This window comes from Methylobacterium sp. A49B (assembly GCF_053346215.1).
In genome coordinates this window covers 62,182-80,611 of the sequence record NZ_JBKFBO010000114.1, presented here as the reverse complement: position 1 = coordinate 80,611, position 18,430 = coordinate 62,182, and the positions used below count along the sequence as shown (strand labels likewise).

General features: G+C 72.2%; 19 protein-coding genes. 9 read left to right on the top strand and 10 right to left on the bottom strand.

Annotation, left to right across the window (positions count from 1 at the left end):
* Positions 1-54: 54 nt before the first annotated feature.
* Together argF and ACLBX9_RS20510 are read right to left on the bottom strand one after the other, a co-directional pair.
* Positions 55-1,035, bottom strand: coding sequence for an ornithine carbamoyltransferase (gene argF, locus ACLBX9_RS20515; protein ID WP_010685813.1), 981 nt, complete (start codon positions 1,033-1,035; stop codon positions 55-57).
* Positions 1,036-1,204: 169 nt separating this feature from the next.
* Positions 1,205-2,395, bottom strand: a complete 1,191-nt coding sequence (locus ACLBX9_RS20510) for an acetylornithine transaminase (RefSeq protein ID WP_447720239.1) — start codon at positions 2,393-2,395, stop codon at positions 1,205-1,207.
* A gap of 268 nt (positions 2,396-2,663) precedes the next feature.
* On the opposite strand from ACLBX9_RS20510, the gene ACLBX9_RS20505 reads away from it, so the two are divergent.
* From ACLBX9_RS20505 to ACLBX9_RS20490, 4 genes are all read left to right on the top strand, one after another.
* A complete protein-coding gene (locus tag ACLBX9_RS20505; protein WP_447720238.1) occupies positions 2,664-3,137 on the top strand; it encodes a RidA family protein in 474 nt (157 codons plus the stop codon).
* A gap of 2 nt (positions 3,138-3,139) precedes the next feature.
* The gene (locus tag ACLBX9_RS20500; protein ID WP_010685816.1) at positions 3,140-3,889 is read left to right on the top strand and encodes a glycerophosphodiester phosphodiesterase family protein; all 750 of its coding nucleotides are present in this window, start codon (positions 3,140-3,142) and stop codon (positions 3,887-3,889) included.
* Between the two features lie 457 nt (positions 3,890-4,346).
* Positions 4,347-5,630, top strand: coding sequence for a GNAT family N-acetyltransferase (locus tag ACLBX9_RS20495; protein ID WP_447720237.1), 1,284 nt, complete (start codon positions 4,347-4,349; stop codon positions 5,628-5,630).
* Complete coding sequence (locus ACLBX9_RS20490) at positions 5,627-6,787, top strand: M20 aminoacylase family protein (protein WP_447720236.1); 1,161 nt, start codon at positions 5,627-5,629, stop codon at positions 6,785-6,787. Before ACLBX9_RS20495 ends, ACLBX9_RS20490 begins: the two co-directional genes overlap by 4 nt.
* Positions 6,788-6,808: 21 nt before the next feature.
* On the opposite strand, the gene ACLBX9_RS20485 is transcribed toward ACLBX9_RS20490, so the two are convergent.
* The 3 genes from ACLBX9_RS20485 to modC form a co-directional block, all read right to left on the bottom strand.
* A complete protein-coding gene (locus tag ACLBX9_RS20485; RefSeq protein WP_010685820.1) occupies positions 6,809-7,360 on the bottom strand; it encodes a TetR/AcrR family transcriptional regulator in 552 nt (183 codons plus the stop codon).
* Between the two features lie 5 nt (positions 7,361-7,365).
* A complete protein-coding gene (locus tag ACLBX9_RS20480) occupies positions 7,366-7,833 on the bottom strand; it encodes a nuclear transport factor 2 family protein (protein ID WP_010685821.1) in 468 nt (155 codons plus the stop codon).
* A gap of 525 nt (positions 7,834-8,358) precedes the next feature.
* Positions 8,359-9,462, bottom strand: a complete 1,104-nt coding sequence (gene modC / locus ACLBX9_RS20475; RefSeq protein ID WP_447720235.1) for a molybdenum ABC transporter ATP-binding protein — start codon at positions 9,460-9,462, stop codon at positions 8,359-8,361.
* Positions 9,463-9,524: 62 nt separating this feature from the next.
* Between modC and ACLBX9_RS20470 the strand changes: the two genes are divergently transcribed.
* Positions 9,525-10,181, top strand: coding sequence for a glutathione S-transferase (locus tag ACLBX9_RS20470; protein ID WP_447720234.1), 657 nt, complete (start codon positions 9,525-9,527; stop codon positions 10,179-10,181).
* A 63-nt stretch (positions 10,182-10,244) separates the two neighbouring features.
* Here ACLBX9_RS20470 and modB read toward each other — a convergent pair whose 3' ends face one another.
* The 4 genes from modB to ACLBX9_RS20450 form a co-directional block, all read right to left on the bottom strand.
* On the bottom strand, positions 10,245-10,937 hold the full coding sequence (modB, locus tag ACLBX9_RS20465) for a molybdate ABC transporter permease subunit (RefSeq protein WP_010685825.1): 693 nt from the start codon (positions 10,935-10,937) through the stop codon (positions 10,245-10,247).
* A gap of 16 nt (positions 10,938-10,953) precedes the next feature.
* Complete coding sequence (modA, locus tag ACLBX9_RS20460) at positions 10,954-11,769, bottom strand: molybdate ABC transporter substrate-binding protein (protein ID WP_010685826.1); 816 nt, start codon at positions 11,767-11,769, stop codon at positions 10,954-10,956.
* Between the two features lie 160 nt (positions 11,770-11,929).
* Positions 11,930-12,127, bottom strand: coding sequence for a hypothetical protein (locus tag ACLBX9_RS20455; protein WP_010685827.1), 198 nt, complete (start codon positions 12,125-12,127; stop codon positions 11,930-11,932).
* A gap of 179 nt (positions 12,128-12,306) precedes the next feature.
* Entirely contained in the window at positions 12,307-12,450 is a 144-nt protein-coding gene (locus ACLBX9_RS20450) for a hypothetical protein (protein ID WP_010685828.1), read from the bottom strand.
* A 277-nt stretch (positions 12,451-12,727) separates the two neighbouring features.
* Here ACLBX9_RS20450 and ACLBX9_RS20445 point away from each other — a divergent pair, with 277 nt between their 5' ends.
* A complete protein-coding gene (locus tag ACLBX9_RS20445) occupies positions 12,728-13,648 on the top strand; it encodes a 50S ribosomal protein L11 methyltransferase (RefSeq protein WP_447720233.1) in 921 nt (306 codons plus the stop codon).
* Positions 13,649-13,678: 30 nt separating this feature from the next.
* Positions 13,679-13,867, top strand: coding sequence for a ribosome modulation factor (gene rmf / locus ACLBX9_RS20440; protein ID WP_447720232.1), 189 nt, complete (start codon positions 13,679-13,681; stop codon positions 13,865-13,867).
* Positions 13,868-13,907: 40 nt separating this feature from the next.
* Here the strand turns inward: rmf and ACLBX9_RS20435 are convergent, their stop codons facing one another.
* The gene (locus ACLBX9_RS20435; protein WP_010685831.1) at positions 13,908-14,171 is read right to left on the bottom strand and encodes a hypothetical protein; all 264 of its coding nucleotides are present in this window, start codon (positions 14,169-14,171) and stop codon (positions 13,908-13,910) included.
* Between the two features lie 128 nt (positions 14,172-14,299).
* Between ACLBX9_RS20435 and ACLBX9_RS20430 the strand changes: the two genes are divergently transcribed.
* The gene (locus ACLBX9_RS20430; RefSeq protein WP_447720231.1) at positions 14,300-16,138 is read left to right on the top strand and encodes an aminopeptidase P family protein; all 1,839 of its coding nucleotides are present in this window, start codon (positions 14,300-14,302) and stop codon (positions 16,136-16,138) included.
* Positions 16,139-16,257: 119 nt separating this feature from the next.
* Positions 16,258-18,426 carry a protein-disulfide reductase DsbD family protein gene (locus ACLBX9_RS20425; RefSeq protein ID WP_447720230.1) on the top strand — a complete coding sequence of 723 codons (2,169 nt, stop codon included), beginning with the start codon at positions 16,258-16,260 and terminating at the stop codon, positions 18,424-18,426.
* The last annotated feature ends 4 nt before the right edge of the window (positions 18,427-18,430 follow it).

The following is an 18,430-nucleotide window of genomic DNA, read 5'->3' as shown; positions in this document are numbered from 1 at the left end:
GTCCGAGCCTTCGCGCTGCCGTGCCCTCTTGTGGGCAGGCCGACGCAGGCCAGCTCAGAGCCCGCCCGCGTGGAGGCACCAGGCCAGGATCCCCTTCTGCGCGTGCAGGCGGTTCTCGGCCTCGTCGAAGACCACGGAGCGCGGGCCGTCCATCACCTCGGCCGTGACCTCCTCGCCCCGGTGGGCGGGCAGGCAGTGCATGAAGATCGCGTCCGGGTTGGCTGCCGCCATCAGCTTGGCGTTGACCTGATAGGGACTGAGCAGGTTGTGCCGGTGGGCCTCGTCGTCGTCGCCCATCGACACCCAGCAATCGGTCACGACCGCATCCGCGCCCTCGACCGCCGCGAAGGCGTCCGTGGTGACGTGGATGTCGGCACCCTCCTGCTGCGCCCAGGCGAGCAGGGCGGACGGAGGGGCGAGTTCGGGCGGGCTCGCGACGTTCAAGGTGAAGTCGAACCGCGCGGCCGCGTGGACCCAGCTCGCCAGCACGTTGTTGGCGTCGCCCGACCACGCCACCGTACGGCCCTTGATCGGCCCGCGATGCTCCTCGAAGGTCAGCACGTCGGCCATGATCTGGCACGGATGCGAAACCTTGGTCAGGGCGTTGATCACCGGGACGGTGGCGTATTCGGCGAGCTCCAGCATCTGACCGTGGTCGAGGATGCGGATCATGATCGCGTCGACGAAGCGCGACAGGACCTGCGCGGTGTCGCCCACGGTCTCGCCGCGACCGAGCTGCATCTCGGAGCCCGTGAGCATCAGCGTCTCGCCGCCCAGCTCGCGCATCGCCACGTCGAAGGAGACGCGGGTGCGGGTCGAGGGCCGGTCGAACACCATCGCGAGGGTCTTGCCGGTCAGCGGGCGCTCGGCGGCGACCTCGCCCTTGCGGCGGAGCGCCTTGATGGCGGCGCTGGCGTCCAGCACCCGGCGCAGCTCCGCCCCGGAGAGATCCTTGAGATCGAGGAAATGGCGAGGGCCGGCACCGTTCAGGTGCCTGGCGGGGGCCGGGGCCCGGCCGTCAATCTGGGCTTTCATCGCGTCACAATAACTAGAGTCTGCTCAACGATCACCTGATCATGAACCGCACTCTACCTCCTGGCAGGGGCATCTCCGTCACGCGCGGCGGGACAGGCCGCGCCCGGAAATGCTTCGGGCCGCCCCCCGGGGTCCGGGGGGCGGTATTCTGAGCCGGTCGGGCTCGGCGTTACTCGGCTGCGCCGCGGGCGGCCTCGAAGCCGGACGCGGCCGCGTCCAGCCGGCGGACCGCTTCGTCGATCTCGGCGTCGCCGATGGTGAGCGGCGGCAGCAGGCGCACGATGTTGTCGCCGGCCGGGATCACCAGCAGATGCGCGTCGCGCGCGGCGGCGGCGAAGTCGGTATTCGGCACGCCGAGCTTGAGCCCCAGCATCAGGCCCTCGCCGCGGATCTCCTCGAAGACGTGCGGGTGCCGGTCGCGCAAAGCGGCGAGCTTCTGCTTGAGCAGGAGGCCCGAACGGGCGACGCGGTCGAGGAAGCCGTCCGCCAGCACGACGTCCAGCACCGCGTTGCCCACCGCCATGGCGAGCGGGTTGCCGCCGAAGGTCGTGCCGTGCGTGCCGGCCGTCATGCCGCGGGCAGCCTCGCGCGTGGCGAAGCAGGCGCCCATCGGGAAGCCGCCGCCGATGCCCTTGGCCGCGCTCATGATGTCCGGGGTGATGCCGGACCATTCGTGCGCGAACAGCCGGCCGGTGCGGCCGACGCCGGTCTGGACCTCGTCCATGATCAGCAGCAGGCCGTTGGCATCGCAGATCTCGCGCAGGCGGCGCAGGTCCGCGTGGGGGATCACCCGTACGCCGCCCTCGCCCTGGATCGGCTCGATCATCAGCGCCGCCGTCTCCGGTCCGATCGCCGCGTCCAGCGCGGCCCAGTCCCCGGCCGGCACCTGATCGAAGCCCTCGACCTTCGGGCCGAAGCCCTCGATGTATTTCTGCTGGCCGCCGGCCGCGAGCGTCGCCAGCGTGCGCCCGTGGAAGGCGCCCGCGAAGGTGACGATCCGGTAGCGCTCGGGATGGCCGTCGGCCGCGTGGTACTTCCGGGCGATCTTGATCGCCGCCTCGTTCGCCTCGGCTCCCGAGTTGCAGAAGAACACCACGTCGGCGAAGGTCGCCTCGACCAGCCGCTGGCCCAGGCGCTCGCCGCCCGGGATCTCGAACAGGTTCGAGGTGTGCCAGATGCGATTCGCTTGCTCGGTCAGCGCCCCGACGAGGTGCGGATGCGCGTGGCCGAGGGCGTTCACCGCGATCCCGGCGCCGAAGTCGAGGTATCGCTCGCCGCCCTCCGTCACGAGCCACGCGCCCTCGCCGCGCTCGAAGGCGAGCGGCGCGCGGACGTAGGTCGGCAGAAGGGCTGACGTCACGGGTCCCATCTCCGTTTCTCGTAGAAGCCGAGCAGGCGTTAGCCGGCTCCAAATGAAAGTGCCGCCTCAGTGATGGGCGGCACGCGCGCGATTACTATGAAAGTGCCGGGCGCTGTCAACGTTTCGCTGATCAGCGGGCACGCGCGGCAGGTCTGCGCGATGCTCCCGCAAGGCCGTCTTCTACTCCGCGACGGCGGCGCGCCCCCCTTGCGCGGCGGGGGGCACCATGCTCCAGCTCCGGCCGGTCACAGTCAGGGAGCGAAACCCGATGAGCACGGTCAAGGAACGCCTGGAGACGCTGGGCCTCACCCTGCCGAAGGCGGCGGCCCCGGTCGCCAACTACGTGCCGTTCGTGCGCACGGGCAACCTCGTGGTGATCTCCGGCCAGGTCTGCTTCGGCGCGGACGGGACCATCGCGGCCGAGCACACGGGCAAGGTCGGCGGCCCCGTCTCGGCCGAGGCCGGCAAGGCGGCCGCGCGCCTCTGCGCGCTCAACGTCCTCGCCCAGCTCGAGGCGGCGGTGGGCGACCTCGACCGCGCGGTGGTCCAGTGCGTCCGGCTCGGCGGCTTCATCAACGCGGCGCCGGGCTTCTCGGCGGTGGCCGGCGTGATGAACGGCGCCTCCGACCTGATGGTCGAGCTGCTGGGCGAGAGCGGGCGTCACGCCCGCTCCACCGTCGGTGTCGCGGAGCTGCCCCTCGACGCCGCCGTCGAGGTCGAGGCGCTGTTCGAGGTCCGCTGACGGTGGCCGTCCCCGACTGGCTCACCGCGCGGCCGATCGCGCATCGCGGGTTGCACGACCGGGCCGCGGGCCGGCCGGAGAACACGCTGGCGGCCGCCCGGGCGGCCGTCGCGGGCGGCTTCGCCATCGAGTGCGACGTGCAGCTGAGCGCCGACGGCGAGGCGATGGTCTTCCACGACGCCGCCCTGGGGCGGCTGACCGGGGCGAGCGCGGCGGTGGCGGAGCTTTCCGCGGCCGAGCTCGGGCGCCTCGCGGTGGCCGGCTCCGCGGAGACGATCCCGACGCTCCCGGCCTTCCTGGCGGCGGTGGCCGGGGCCGTGCCGGTCGTGATCGAGGTGAAGTCCCGCTACGACGGCGACCTGCGGCTTGCGACCCGCGCCGCCGCGGTCGCGGCGGCCTGCGACGGGCCGGTGGCGCTGAAATCCTTCGATCCGCAGGTGGTCGCGGCGCTGCGCGACCTGTGCCCGCCGACGATCCCGCGGGGCATCGTGGCGGAGACCACTCAGGACGATCCGGCCTACGCGGCGCTGCCGCCGAGCGCGCGGCTCGCCCTGTCTAACCTCCTGCACTTCGCCGAGACCCGGCCGGACTTCCTGTCCTGGCGGGTGGACGACCTGCCCTGCGCGCCGACCTACCTGTGCCGGCTGCTCGGCCGGATCCCCGTGATGACCTGGACGGTGCGGAGCGAGGAGCAGCGCGCCCGCGCGGGCGCGCACGCGGACCAGATGGTGTTCGAGGGCTTCGTGCCGTGATCAGGCTGGCCTCCGGCCTCGCCTCGGTCATCCCGGGGCCGCGCAGCGGAGCCCGGGCGGCCGGTGTCTGAAGAACATCGTCCCGCACCTTCGGATCGGCTTCGATTGAGACGATCCGGTAGGGCAAGGTCCGGCCCGCCCGACCGGATACCACGTCACCCGCGGCCCAGGCGAACCGAGCGCAGTCGAGACGACGATCGTACCCGGCACGTTCGTATCCTGCGTGTCGAGATTGCTCTTCTCGCACAGGACATCCTCGACGAGATCGTCCGGCGGAGACCGGTCGGCCACCCTGCGGATGCCGGGGTCTGAGGCGTGCCGGGCCATCGTGCCGAATCGCGTACCCGGATTCGGCCAGGAAACGGTGTGACGTCCGCGGCCATCTGACAAGGCTGCCATCGCCGCCGCGCGCATCCGCCCGCTTGCCCCGCCCCGGACACCGGCTAGACTCGGGGACATGAAGCACGCACCCGGGCCGACGCCGGAATCCCCCACGCTCACCGTGCGGGCGCTGCCCGGATTGAAGGAGATCGGCGCCGCGGACTGGGATGCCTGCGCCTTCTCCCCCGAGACCCTGGCGGGGGGCGACGAGACCCACAACCCGTTCCTCTCGCACGCCTTCCTGTCGGCGCTGGAGGACTCCGGCTGCGTCTCCCGCCGGACCGGCTGGCTGCCGCTCCACGTCTCGGTGGAGCGCGACGGCCAGCGCCTCGGCGTCGTGCCCTGCTACCTGAAATCGCACAGCCAGGGCGAGTACGTGTTCGATCACGGCTGGGCCGACGCCTACGAGCGCGCCGGCGGATCGTACTACCCGAAGCTCCAGGTGAGCGTGCCGTTCACGCCGGTGACCGGCCCGCGCTTCCTGATCGCCCCGGGGGCCGACCCGGACGAGGCCACCGCCGGCCTCGTGGCGGGCCTGCGGGCGCTGCGGGGCGAGACCAAGGCCTCCTCGATCCACGTCACGTTCATGCGCGAGGCCGAGTGGGACCGGGCCGGCGCCGCCGGGTTCCTGCTGCGCACCGACCAGCAGTTCCATTGGGAGAACGACGGCTACGCGACCTTCGACGACTTCCTGGCCGCCCTCGCCTCGCGCAAGCGCAAGACCATCCGCAAGGAGCGCCGCGACGCCCTCGCCCCCGGGATCACCGTGGAGCACCTGACCGGCGCCGCCATCACCGAGGCCCATTGGGACGCGTTCTACGACTTCTACACGGACACGGGCTCGCGGAAGTGGGGCCGGCCCTACCTGAACCGCCGGTTCTTCTCGCTCCTGACCGAGCGCATGGCCGACCGCGTCCTCCTGGTGATGGCGAAGCGCGAAGGGGCCTACATCGCCGGCGCCATCAACCTGATCGGCGACACGGCGCTCTACGGCCGGAACTGGGGCTGCATCGAGGACCACCCGTTCCTGCACTTCGAGGTCTGCTACTACCAGGCGATCGATTTCGCGATCGCCCGGGGCCTGACCCGCGTCGAGGCCGGCGCGCAGGGGGAGCACAAGCTCGCCCGCGGCTACCGGCCTGTCCTGATGCGCTCGGCCCACGACATCGCCGACCCGGCGCTGCGCCGCGCGGTGGCCGATTACTTGCAGCGGGAGCGCGCCCACGTCGCCGAGGCGGTGGACGTCCTCGACACGCTCACGCCGTTCCGGCGCACCGACGCGGGCAGCGCCTGCGCACCCGCCGCGACGCCGTCCCCCGACACTCCTCCCGCAAGTCCCCCCGAGAGTTCCGAGACATGAGCCCGATCGACCGCATCCAGACCTATGCCGACGAGCTGACGGCGCTCCGCCGCGACCTGCACGCCCATCCGGAGCTCGGCTTCGAGGAGGTGCGCACCGCCGGCATCGTGGCCGACATGCTGGAGAAGCTCGGCTGCGAGGTGCATCGCGGGATCGGCGGCACGGGCGTGGTCGGGCTGCTCAAGGGCCGCACCGACAACGGCCGCCGGATCGGCCTGCGCGCCGACATGGACGCCCTGCCCATCGAGGAGGAGACCAACCTCCCCTACCGCTCGACCTATGCGGGCAAGATGCACGCCTGCGGCCATGACGGCCACACCACGATGCTGCTGGGCGCGGCGCGCTACCTCGCCGAGACCCGCGACTTCGACGGCACCGCGGTGTTCGTGTTCCAGCCGGCCGAGGAGGGGCGCGGCGGCGCCCGGGCCATGCTGAAGGACGGCCTCTTCGAGAAGTTCCCCTGCGACGAGATCTACGGCCTGCACAACCAGCCGGGCGGCGGCCACGGCATGATCAAGCTGCGGCCCGGCCCGATCATGGCGGCGGCGGATTTCTTCGACATCCACATCCGCGGCAAGGGCATCCACGCCGCCCAGCCGCACCGGGGCACCGACCCGATCATCGTCGCCACCGGCCTCGCCCAGGCGCTGCAGTCGATCGTCTCGCGCAACGCCGACCCGCTGAAGTCCATCGTGCTGTCGATCACCCGGATCGAGGCGGGCTCCGCCTACAACGTCATCCCCGAGACGGCGCATCTCGCCGGCACGATCCGGACCTTCGACAAGGAGATCCGCGCGCTCGCCGGCACCCGCATGCGCGAGCTGGCGGCGGGCTTCTCGGCGGCCTACGGCGCCGAGGTCACGGTCGACCTGCAGGACGTGTTCTCCGTGCTGGAGAACGCCCCCGAGCAGGCTGCCGCGGCCACCGAGGTCGCCACCGAGCTGCTCGGGGCCGACAAGGTCGAGGCGAACGTGGTCCCGAAGATGGGCAGCGAGGACTTCGCCGACATGACCATGGCGGTGCCGGGCGCCTATGTCTGGCTCGGCGCCAACCCGGGCCCCGGCCTGCACAATGCCGGCTACAACTTCGACGACTCGATCATCCCGATCGGCAGCGCCTTCCTGGCGCGGATGGTGGAGCGCCGCACCGCCGCGTGAGGCACCGGGCCGCCGCGCCGCTCAGCCAGCGGCGGCCACCCTTCCTTTCAGCGCCGTCATCGCCCGGGTGAACACCGCCGGCTCGTCGAGGGCGCGGGCCAGGACGATCGCCCCCTGGATCTGGGCGACGACCTCCTCGGCCAGGGCGGTGCTCGCCACCGGGTCCCGGCCGGACCGCCGCAGGGCCTCGGCCAGCGCCGCGACCCAGCGCGCGAAGTAGCTCCGCACCGCCTCGGCGAAACGGTCGCGCTCCGAGCCGAGGGCCACGACCCCCACGAGACAGACCCGCCGGCCGGATCGGAAGTACGTCTCGACGGCGTCGAACATGGTCGACACAGCCTCGTCGGGGTGCTCGGCCTCGCGCAGGGGAGCGTACAGGTTGGTCTCGAACCACGCGTCGATCTCGGCCAGCACGCAGGCGGCCATCTCGGCCTTCCCGTCGGGGAAGAGGTTGTACAGGCTGCCCTTGCCGAGGCCCGTCGCCCGGCTGATGAGCGTCAGGCTCGCGCCCTCGTAGCCGTGCGCGCGAAATACCTCCGCGAGCACGGGCAGCAGACCGGCACGGCCGCTCACCGCCGTCAGAGACCGAGATCGCTGAGGCCCGGATGGTCGTCGGGGCGCCGGCCCAGCGGCCAGTGGAACTTCCGCTCGGCCTCCGGGATCGGCAGATCGTTGATGCTCGCGATCCGGCGGCGCATCAAACCGCGCGCGTCGAACTCCCAGTTCTCGTTGCCATAGGAGCGGAACCAGCGTCCCTCGGCATCGTGCCACTCGTAGGCGAAGCGCACGGCTATGCGGTCGCCCCCGAAGGTCCAGAGCTCCTTGATCAGCCGGTAGTCGAGCTCCTTCGTCCACTTGCGCTGGAGGAAGGCGACGATGGCCTCGCGGCCGGTGAAGAACTCGCTGCGGTTCCGCCAGACGCTGTCCGGCGTATAGGCGAGCGAGACGCGCTCGGGATCGCGCCCGTTCCAGGCATCCTCGGCCATGCGGGCCTTCTGGGCCGCTGTCTCGGCGGTGAAGGGCGGGAAGGGCGGGCGATCCGACATGGGACGTTGCTCCGAGGTCTGTACCGATCGGTACAAACATGGTCACGTTCCATCGTCTCCGTCAATCGCCCTTTCCGTCCACCCTCCGCCAAGGCGGTTGAGCGCCCAGGAGTTGGCGATGGTTCAGCGTCGCATCGGCCATCTTCCTTCAGGGCCCCTCCCGTCACGAACTCAGCCCTCGACCTGCGCGATCGACGCGGGATCAGCCCGCGCGCCGCCACCGGTCAAAAGCGGTGCCGGCTCGGACAAAGTGCGCGCGGCGTTACGGCTACCCGTGTCGACAGCCCGCCGGATCGATGCGAACGTCACCGTTGCCGTGCCGCGATCCAACGCGTGCCGAGACGGGAGGGGCTCATGTCGCCGGAGTTGCGGGAATCGCGCGCCGCCCTGATTCTGCTGGCCGCCTCCGTGGGCGCGGTCCTGATCTTCGGCGCCTTCACGCTGCTGTCCCAGATGGGGTGACGGGCGGCTGCCCGCGCCGCGCCGCCCGAACGCGGCGATGCAGCCGGCGATGCCAGAGCGTCGTCAGATCGTGACCGGCGCGCGCACCAGGCCGATCCCCGCCGGGTCGAAGGCGGCGCTCTTCACCACCGCGTAGACGGGGCGCCCGATGTCCAGAGCCAGCTCGCGGGAAGCGGCCGCCGTCAGCCGCGCCACGAGGCGCGCGCCGTTGCAGTCGATCTCCACGGCCATCTCGGATCCTGACGGGCTCAACCCGCAGACCTGACCGGCCAGGATGTTGCGCGCGCTGAGCCCCCACGGCCGCTCGGTGGCCACCAGGACGTCCCGCGCGGGGATCCGGATCCGCAACCGCGTCCCGGCCGGGCGCGACAGTCCCGGCACCAGCAGCTCCCCGGCGGTCCCGGTCAGGCGCGTGAGACCGGTCTGCGCATCGCGCTCCGCCACCTGCAGATCGAGCAGCGCGCCGGCCTCGGCCTCGTGGACGGGCACGAGGTCGGCCCGGCGCAGGATCGCCTCGGCGGGTCCGGCGGCGGCCACGCGCCCCGCTTCGAGGACGACCACCGTGGTGGCGAGCCGCGCCACCTCCGAGACGGCGTGGCTCACGTAGACGATCGGCACGCCGGCCTCGTCGCGCAGGCGCTCGATGTACGGAAGGATCTCGGCTTTGCGGGCCTCGTCCAGAGCCGCCAGCGGTTCATCCATCAGCAGGAGGCGTGGCCCTGCGAGCAGCGCGCGCCCGATCGCGACCCGCTGGCGCTCGCCCCCCGAGAGCCCGTCCGGCCGCCGGTCCAGGAGAGGGTCGATGCCGAGCATGCCGGTCACCGCCGCGAAGGTGGCCGGATCCCTGGACCGACGGGTGAAGGCGCGGCCGTAGCCGAGATTGCTCCGCACGCTCAGATGCGGGAACAGCCGTGCATCCTGGAAGACCACGCCGATCCGCCGCCGGTGCGGCGGCAGGAAGATCCGCGCCGCGCCGTCGACCAGCACGGTCCCGTCGGCGACGATCCGGCCCCGATCCGGTCTGGCGAGCCCCGCGATCAGGTCGATCAGCGTCGTCTTGCCCGAGCCCGAGCGCCCGAACAGGGCGGTCAGCCCCGGCCCGGCCTCGAAGGCCGCCGCCAGGGTGAAGGCGCCGCGCCGGAGCTCGACATCGACCTGGATGCTCACGCGGCGCCTCTCGGATAACACGGGACGCGGCGCGAGACGGCGCCGGCCCGGACGCGCCCGCCATGATCACGGTCCACCATCTCGAGAACAGCCGCTCGCAGCGCGTGCTGTGGCTGCTGGAGGAACTCGGCCTGCCCTACCAGGTGCAGCGCTACGCGCGCGATCCCCGCACCCTCCGGGCCCCGCCCGAACTCCTGGCGATCCATCCGCTGGGCAAGTCGCCGGTGATCACCGACGCGGGGCGCGTGGTCGCCGAGACCGGTGCCATCGTCACCTATCTGACCGCGAAGGCCGGCGGTCTGCTGGTGCCGACCGAGGGCACCGAGGCCCACGCGCGCTACACCTACTGGCTCCATTACGCGGAAGGGTCGGCGATGCCGCCGCTGCTGCTCAAGCTGATCTTCTCCCGCCTCGCCCCGGGCAGCCCCCGGCTGCCGCGCCCGCTGGTCCGCCGGATCGCTGACCGCGTGCTCCAGGGCTTCGTCGATCCGGACCTGCGCCGGCACGCGGCCTACTGGGAGGCGGAACTCGCCGACCGGCCCTACTTCTGCGGTGCGGACTTCACCGCCGCCGACATCATGATGAGCTTCCCCCTGGAAGCCTTCGCGGCGCGCGGCACCGGTGCGGGCCCGCGCGTCACGGCGTGGCTCGCCCGCATCCACGACCGTCCCGCTTATGGCCGGGCGCTGCAGGCCGGCGGTCCCTACGCGTATGCGTGAGCAGACCTGCCCAGCGTCCCCGCGCCCGTCCGCGGATCGGGATCGCCGCGCCCGCGCCGCCACTCAGCCGGCTCCCAGCCGCCGCCCGGCCCTGGCGGCCAGAAACTCCGACACCAGCAGGGCCGTGACCGACACGGCGATCGACACCAGGGTGAGGCGCAGGGCCGGACCCTCGCCGCCCGGAACCTGGGTCAGCGTGTAGATCGCCGAGGGCAAAGTCTGGGTCTCGCCCGGGATGTTCGACACGAACGTGATGGTCGCGCCGAATTCCCCCATCGCCTTGGCGAAGGCCAGCACGGCGCCCGCGATGCAGCCCGGCAGGCTGAGCGGCAGCGTCACGGTGACGAACACGGCGAGCGGCCGTGCCCCCAGCGTCGCCGCCGCCTGCTCAAGCCGACGGTCCACCGCCTCGATGGACAGGCGCATCGCCCGCACCATCAAGGGGAACCCCATCACCGCGCAGGCGAGTGCCGCGCCGGTCCACCGGAACGAGAACACGATCCCGATTTCCGCGAGGGCGGCCCCCAGCGTCCCGCGCCGCCCGAGGAGGAGGAGGAGCAGGTAGCCGGTCACCACGGGCGGCAGGATCAGCGGCAGGTGGACCAGGCCGTCGAGGAGGGCGCGGCCGGGGAAGCGGCGCCGGGCCAGCAGCCACGCCACCGCCAAGCCGGGGCCGAGGCTCGCGAGCGTGGCCACGGTGGCCACGCGCAGGCTCAAGGCGACGGCGGTCCACTCCTCCGGGGTCAGGCCGAGCACGGCGGAGCGCGCGCTGTTACTGGCTGGCGCCGGGTTGGGCGACCACCGTGAAGCCTTGTCGCGTGAAGAAGCCGCTGGCGGCCGGGCCGCGCAGATACGCGAGCAGGCCGGCGGCATCCGGGTTGCGCGAGTCCTTGATCAGCGCGGCCGGATAGACGATCGGCGGGTGGCTGTCGGCCGGGAAGGTCGCGACCACGTGGACGTTCGGGTCGGCGGCCGCGTCCGTGGCGTACACGATGCCAAGGGGCGCCTCGCCGCGGGCGACCAGCAGCAGGGCGGCGCGGACGTTCTCGGCCTGCGCCACCTGCCCCTTCACGGCGTCCCAGGCACCGAGTTTCTCCAGGGCGGCCTTTCCGTACTTGCCGGCCGGGACCGCGTCGATCGTCGCCATCGCGAGCTTGCCGCCACCCAGCGCCTTCGTCAGCGTGGTGCCGAGGTCCGGCGCCAGCGCCATCTGGGGATCGGAGCCGGCGTTCCTGGGCCCGGGCGCGACCAGCACCAGCGCGTTGCGCAGGAGGTCGCTGCGCGTCCCAGGCTTCAGCAAGCCCGCCCGCTCGACATAATCCATCCACGCCTGATCGGCCGAGATGAACAGGTCGGCCGGCGCCCCGGCCTCGATCTGCTTGGCCAGGGCGTTGGAGCCCGCGTACGAGATGCGGGCCGTTTTCCCGGTCTGCCGGCCCCAGGCGGCCGAGGCCTCGTCCAGGGCGTTCTTCAGGCTCGCCGCCGCGAAGACGAGCACGGGCTCCTCCGCCCGAACCGATCGGGCGGCGGGGAGAAGCGTCAGCACGCCAAGGGCGAACGCGAGCGAGACTCGTCGGGTCAGGCGCATGGACGATCGATCCTGTCGAGACCCGTTATATCCGTTCGGGTACGACGGGGATCATAGGGTCGCGTTGCGGATCGGCCAAGCGGATCGGCCAAGCGGATCGGCCAAGCGGATCGGCCAAGCAGATGGACGATCCTCAGCGCCACGCCGTGGACGCGCGCCTTCAGCCGCTCTGGCTCTCGTGGTGGTCCTTCGGCGCGGCCTCGGCCCGGTGCAGACGGCTCAGCAACACGAGGATGCGACCGGGCAACGGCCCATCCGGCGTCGGGCCGCCGAAGACCCGCTCGCGGGGCCGCGCAGGCAACGCGGCATCGTTGACCACCACGGGCCCACGCGGGCCGGAACGCCGGGACTTGGTCACGCTGTACGCACCTTGCTCAATCGTCGGACACGCCGAAAGCCGGCGAAAACGCTGCTCCGCGATGCGAGTTCCGCGGCTGCAGGTTCTTGTGATGAACGCTTGGCCATCCTGCCGCATTCCTGGGCGTTGTCGGCTGAGAATCGGGAGCGCCGGCTCGGGTCGCCCGCCCTCCGGCCGTCTCACCAGGTCCGGATATCGCGCCGCTCGGTCGGGTCGACATCCGGCAGGCCGACCATGTCGGCCGCCACGAGCTTCGCCCACAGCGTGGCCGCTGCCGTCGTCAGGAGCGCGACGCCGACGCTGAAGAGGAGTGGCGAATTCATGGTGCGCTTTGATCTGTCAAAACTGGCGCGCCGGTCCGTCAAGAGCGGCGCGCCCGAGTTGAGGGTCTGGCCTTGGGGAAGCCGAAACTGTTTAAGCACACATCCATCCGATGGACACTGTATATGCGCAGTGCCGATACATGTATTGCCGATTGTGTCCGGTCGGCCACAAGCGCCGATCGCACCGGGTTGGTCCCGTTCCGCGGTCCCGACGCGCGCGATTTTTTTCGCTCCGGCCCCCTGTGATGCCGCGCGCGCGGGCGCTACAGCCCGCCACATGCTCGAAGGCCTGCCGCCCCACCGCCCGTCCCACGTCCTGCGCCTGCTGACCGACGAACGCTCGGCCCGGGCGATGACCGACCTGCTGGGCGAGATGTTCGATCCCACCGAGACCGCGGTGGCGGCCTTCGAGGATGCGGATGGCCGGACATGGCGGCTCGAAGCCTATTTCGCCGATGCGCCCGACGAGGACTACGTACGGGAGCTGATCCGGCCGGTGATCGGCGACGCGGCCGATGCGGCGGAGTTCCATACGATCGCGCAGCAGGATTGGGTGCGCGCCTCGCTAGAGGGGCTGAAGCCCGTCCGGGCCGGACGATTCCTCATCCACGGGTCCCACGATCGTGATGCGGTGCGTGCCAACGACCTGCCCATCGAGATCGAGGCGGCCCTGGCTTTCGGCACCGGCCATCACGGTACGACCCTCGGCTGCCTCCGGGCCCTGGTCTCCGCGCTGAAGCGACGGCGTCCGAAGCATGTGCTGGATGTCGGGACCGGGACCGGCATTCTCGCCTTCGCGGCCGCCAAGGCTCTGCGCCAGCCGGTGATCGCCGGCGATCTCGACGCCGAGGCGGTGCGCACCGCCCGCGAGAACGCCCGCGCCAACGGGCTCGGCCCCTATCTCAAGCTCTACGAGGGCGCCGGCGTGCGCCACCGCCTCGCGGACAGGCCGCGGCATTTCGATCTGGTCTTCGCCAACATCCTGGCGCGGCCCCTGCGGCTCCTCGCGCCGACCCTCACCCGGGTGGTCGCGCCGGGGGGCGTGCTGGTGCTGTCGGGCCTGATCGAGCGCGACGTGCCGGGCGTGCTCTCGGCCTACCGCCTCCAGGGCTTCTCCCTCGTGAGCCGCGGGCTGATCGAGGGCTGGGTGGCGCTCGTGCTGATGCGCGGCGGCGCGGCCCGACGACCCCGCCGCTGAACCCGGACCGGCCGGGCGGGTTGTGCGGGCATGAGCCAGACGTCGCTCCCCGATCCGCCGTCGGATCCCATCGCCGAGGGAGCCCGCGCCCGGGCGCAGGGACGGCCCAAGGATGCGTGTCCCTATCCGGCGCACTCGGCCGCCCGGGCGGCCTGGCTGGAAGGCTACGACGGCGCGCCGGTCGACCGCGCCCCGGACCTGCCCATTACGGACGCCTGACCGTCAGGAGGCGGCGGGGACGTGGCCGGCGACGATCGCGTCACTTCGCGGTCCGCAGCTGCCCTGGTGCCCGTGATCTGTCCGCCGCCGCCTCGACCGGCGCCGTCGACGAAGATGCGTCCGCCTGCGCCACCGGGGCACCCAGCGCCGCCATCAGCACGCGCAGTCCCTCGATCCACTCCTCGACCTCGCCCAGCGACGCGAACCCGTCGCGCCGGACGACGGTGTCGGGTTCGATCGTGACGACGGCGTCGAAGCGGCCGTCCGGTCTGTCGCAGATCCGATAATAAACGCGGCGTGGCATCGCAGATGAATAGGCTAAATTCCGCGGCGTGATAAGATTGGACGCGATCTTTTAACCCTCAACGAGGGCGCGCCGCAACGCTGGCTGCGCGGTTGCGAGCCGGGACCGCCGGGCGCTAGGCTCGCGCCATGTCAGAGCCCAGCTCCTCCCCGTCGCGCCGCCGCTTCCAGACCTTCGACGATCCGAGCCACCGCAAGGGGGCCGAGCGGATCGAGGCCCTGCGCGCCGCCCTGCGCGAGACCGGCCTCGATGGATTCGTCGTGCCGCGGGCCGACGAGCACCAGTCCGAATACGTGCCGGCCGACGCGGAGCGGCTGGCGTGGCTCACGGGGTTCACCGGCTCGGCCGGGACCGCGCTGATCCTGATGGAGTCCGCCGCGCTGGTCGTGGACGGTCGCTACACCCTCCAGGCGCCCGAGCAGGTCGATACCGGGATCCTCACCGTCGTGCCGCTGTCCGAGACGACGCCGGAGGCCTGGATCGCCAGCAACCTCAGGCGCGACCAGGTGCTGAGCTACGATCCCTGGCTGCACACGCCGGATGGGCTCGCGCGCCTGGAGCGGGCGGTGGCGAAGGCCGGCGGCACGGTACGGGCCGTCCCGAACCTCGTCGACGCGGTCTGGGCCGGGCGGCCCAAGCCGCCCGCCGGTCCCGTGGTCACACATCCCGACGCGCTCGCTGGGCAACCGGTGGCCGAGAAGCTGTCGCGGGTGCGGGCCGCCCTGGCTGAGGCAGGCTGCGACGCGCTGGTGATCTCGGACCCGCATAATCTCGCCTGGGCGTTCAACCTGCGCGGGTCCGATGTCGGCCATACGCCCCTGGCGCTGGGCTACGCGATCCTCCCGCGCGACGGCGCGGCGCGGCTGTTCCTGGTCTCGCCGAACGTCGATCCGAGCCTGCGCGCGGCCCTCGCCCCGGTCGCCGAGATCCTGACCCGCGACGAACTCGACGACGGGCTCGCCGCCCTGGGCGGCGCGCGCGTCCGGCTCGACGCGGCGACCGGCGCGGTGGCGCTGAAGGAGAAGATCGAATCGGCGGGCGGCACCGTCGATGTCGGCAAGGATCCGATCACCGGGATGAAGGCGGTCAAGAACGCCGCCGAGATCGCCGGTACGCGCGCCGCCCATGCCCGCGACGGTGCCAGCGTCGTGCGGTTCCTCGCGTGGCTCGACGGCGCGGCCGCCGCCGGAACGCTGACCGAGATCGCCGCCGTGGAGGCGCTGGAGGATTTTCGCGCGGCCGGCGGCGACCTGCGCGACGTCTCGTTCCCGACGATCTCGGGCTCGGGCCCGAACGGGGCCATCGTCCATTACCGGGTGACCCGCGCCAGCGACCGGACCGTGCGGCCGGGCGAGCTGTTCCTGATCGATTCCGGCGCGCAATACCCGGACGGCACCACCGACATCACCCGCACCGTCGCGGTCGGCGCGCCGACCGCAGCGATGCGCGACCGCTTCACCCGGGTGCTGAAGGGCCACGTCGCCATCGCGCGGGCGGTCTTCCCGACCGGCACCACGGGGGCGCAGATCGATGCCTTCGCCCGGGCGCCCCTCTGGCAGGCGGGCCTGGATTTCGACCACGGCACCGGGCACGGCGTCGGCGCCTTCCTGTCGGTCCACGAGGGGCCGCAACGGATCGCCAAGACCGGCACGGTGGCGCTGGAACCGGGCATGATCCTGTCGAACGAGCCGGGCTACTACGCGAGCGGCGCCTACGGCATCCGGATCGAGAACCTCGTCTTGGTGGAGCCCCGCGCGATCGCGGGCGGCGAGCGGCCGGTGCTCGGCTTCGAGACGCTGACGCTCGCGCCCTACGACCGCCGGCTGATCCAACCGGACCTGCTCAATCCGGAGGAGCGCGCCTGGATCGACGCGTACCATGCGCGGGTGCGGGAAACGCTTGGACCGAGCCTCGATACCGAGACGCGCGGCTGGCTGGACGCGGCGACTTCGCCGCTCCCGGGCTGACCCACGGGCTGGCGATTTTCAAGGCCGCCCATGATATGGCCCCCGATCCTGGACCGGCTCGCGCAGCGCAAAGCTCTGCACTCATGAAACCGTGGCCGCCCTGCGCGCGAAGGGACAGCATGATCCGCCGCCTTGCCATCCTGATCCTGGCGCTCGCCGCGAGCGTCTCGGCCGCCGTCGCGCAGGGTCTTCCGCAGGGCTTCCGCACGCCCCCGGACCTCGTGCGATCGAGCCTCCTCGCCGAGCCCGCAGCCGTCGCGGGGGCGCAGCCCTTTACCCTGGCCGTGCGCATGCAGGTGAAGCCCGGCTGGCACGTCTACTGGCGCAATCCCGGCGATTCCGGGCTGCCCCCGGAGGTGACCTGGACTCTGCCGGCGGGCTTCAACGCCGGTGCGATCCGGTGGCCGGCCCCGGAGCGCATCCCGATCGCCACGCTCATGAACTACGGCTATGAGGGCGAGGTCACGCTGCTCGTGCCGGTCACGCCGCCGCCGAGCCTCGACCCCGCCGACCCGGTCCGGATCCAGGCCAAGCTGACGTATCTCGTCTGCGAGACCGAATGCGTCCCCGGTTCGGCCGACCTCGCCCTCACCGTGCCGGTGGGCGAGGCCAAGCCCGATCCGGACAACGCCGCGCTGTTCGCGCGCGCCCGCGCCGCCCTGCCCGCCCCGGCCCTGTGGCCGCTGCAGCTCTCCAGCCAGGGCGACACGCTGCGGCTCGACTTCGCGGCGACCGGCCTGAAGGCCGAAGCGATCCGGAACGCCGCCTATTTCCCCTATTCCGAGACCGCGATCGACAACGCCGCCGCGCAGGTCATGACGATCGACGAGACCGGCCTCCACCTCACCCTGGCCCGCAGCAGTCCGGCCGACGCGGTTCCCGGCTCCCTGCCCGGCGTGCTCACCCTGGACGAGGTGAGCGCGGGAGGATCGCGCCGGCTCGCCTTCGCGTACGGCGACGAGCCGGCACCTCCCGTGAGCGCGTCGTCGGCCCCGGCCGCGTCGGTACCGGTCCCGCAGACGCCCGCCCCCGACATCGACACGCTGACGCTCGCCACCGCCGCGGTGTTCGCCTTCCTCGGCGGGTTGATCCTCAACCTGATGCCCTGCGTCTTCCCGGTCCTGTCCATCAAGGTCCTCGGCCTCGTGCGGCACGCGGCCGAGAGCCCGTCGCGCCTGCGGCTGCACGGCCTCGCCTACACCGCCGGGGTGCTGGCGAGCTTCCTGGGGCTCGCCGCCCTGCTGATCGCCCTGAAGGGCGGCGGGTCTGCGATCGGCTGGGGATTCCAGCTGCAATCGCCCCTCGTGGTGGCGGGGCTCGCCTACCTGCTCTTCGCCATGGGCCTGAGCCTGTCCGGCGTGGTCCATGTCGGCGGCCGGCTCGCGGGCATCGGCGACGGCCTCGCCCGGCGCCCCGGCCTGAGCGGCTCCTTCTTCACGGGCGTCCTTGCCACCCTGGTGGCGACACCCTGCACGGCGCCGTTCATGGGCTCGGCGGTGGGCTTCGCCCTGACCCAGAACGCCGCCGTGGCGCTCACGGTCTTCGCGAGCCTGGGCCTCGGCCTCGCCCTGCCCTTCCTGGTCCTGACCCTCTGGCCGCCGGCCCTGCGGGCGCTGCCGCGGCCGGGCGCCTGGATGGAGACGCTCAAGCAGGTCCTGGCCTTCCCGGTCTACGCCACCGTGGCGTGGCTTGTCTGGGTGCTGGCACAGCAGGTCGATCCGCGCGGCCTCCTGGCGGCCCTGATCGGCCTCGTGCTGGTGGGCTTCGCCGCCTGGGCCTGGGAGCACGGGCACGCCGGACCCCGGACCTCGCGGATCGCGCAGGCCGCCGCAATCCTGGCGCTGGCCGCCGTCGGGGCCGTCGCCGCGACGCTTCCGCGGGACCGCGCCGCGCCGATCGCACAGGCCGCCGCCGACGGCGTCGAGCCGTTCACCCAGGCCCGCCTCGACGCCCTGGTGGAGGCCCGTCGCCCCGTCTTCGTGGACATGACCGCGGCGTGGTGCATCACCTGCGCGGTGAACGAGGCGACCTCGCTGAACACCAGGGCCGTGCGGGCCGCGATGGCCGAGCGCGACGTGACCTACATGAAGGGTGACTGGACCAACCAGAACCCCGAGATCACCCGCCTTCTGGAGAAGCACGGGCGCAGCGGCGTGCCGCTCTACCTGCTCTACAGCGGCAGCGGGACGCCGCAGGTGCTGCCGCAGATCCTCACCGAGGGGACGGTCCTGGCGGCCCTGGAGGCGGTGCCGGCTGGCGCGGGCCGGAGCGCGGCGCTCGCCCGCTGAGCGG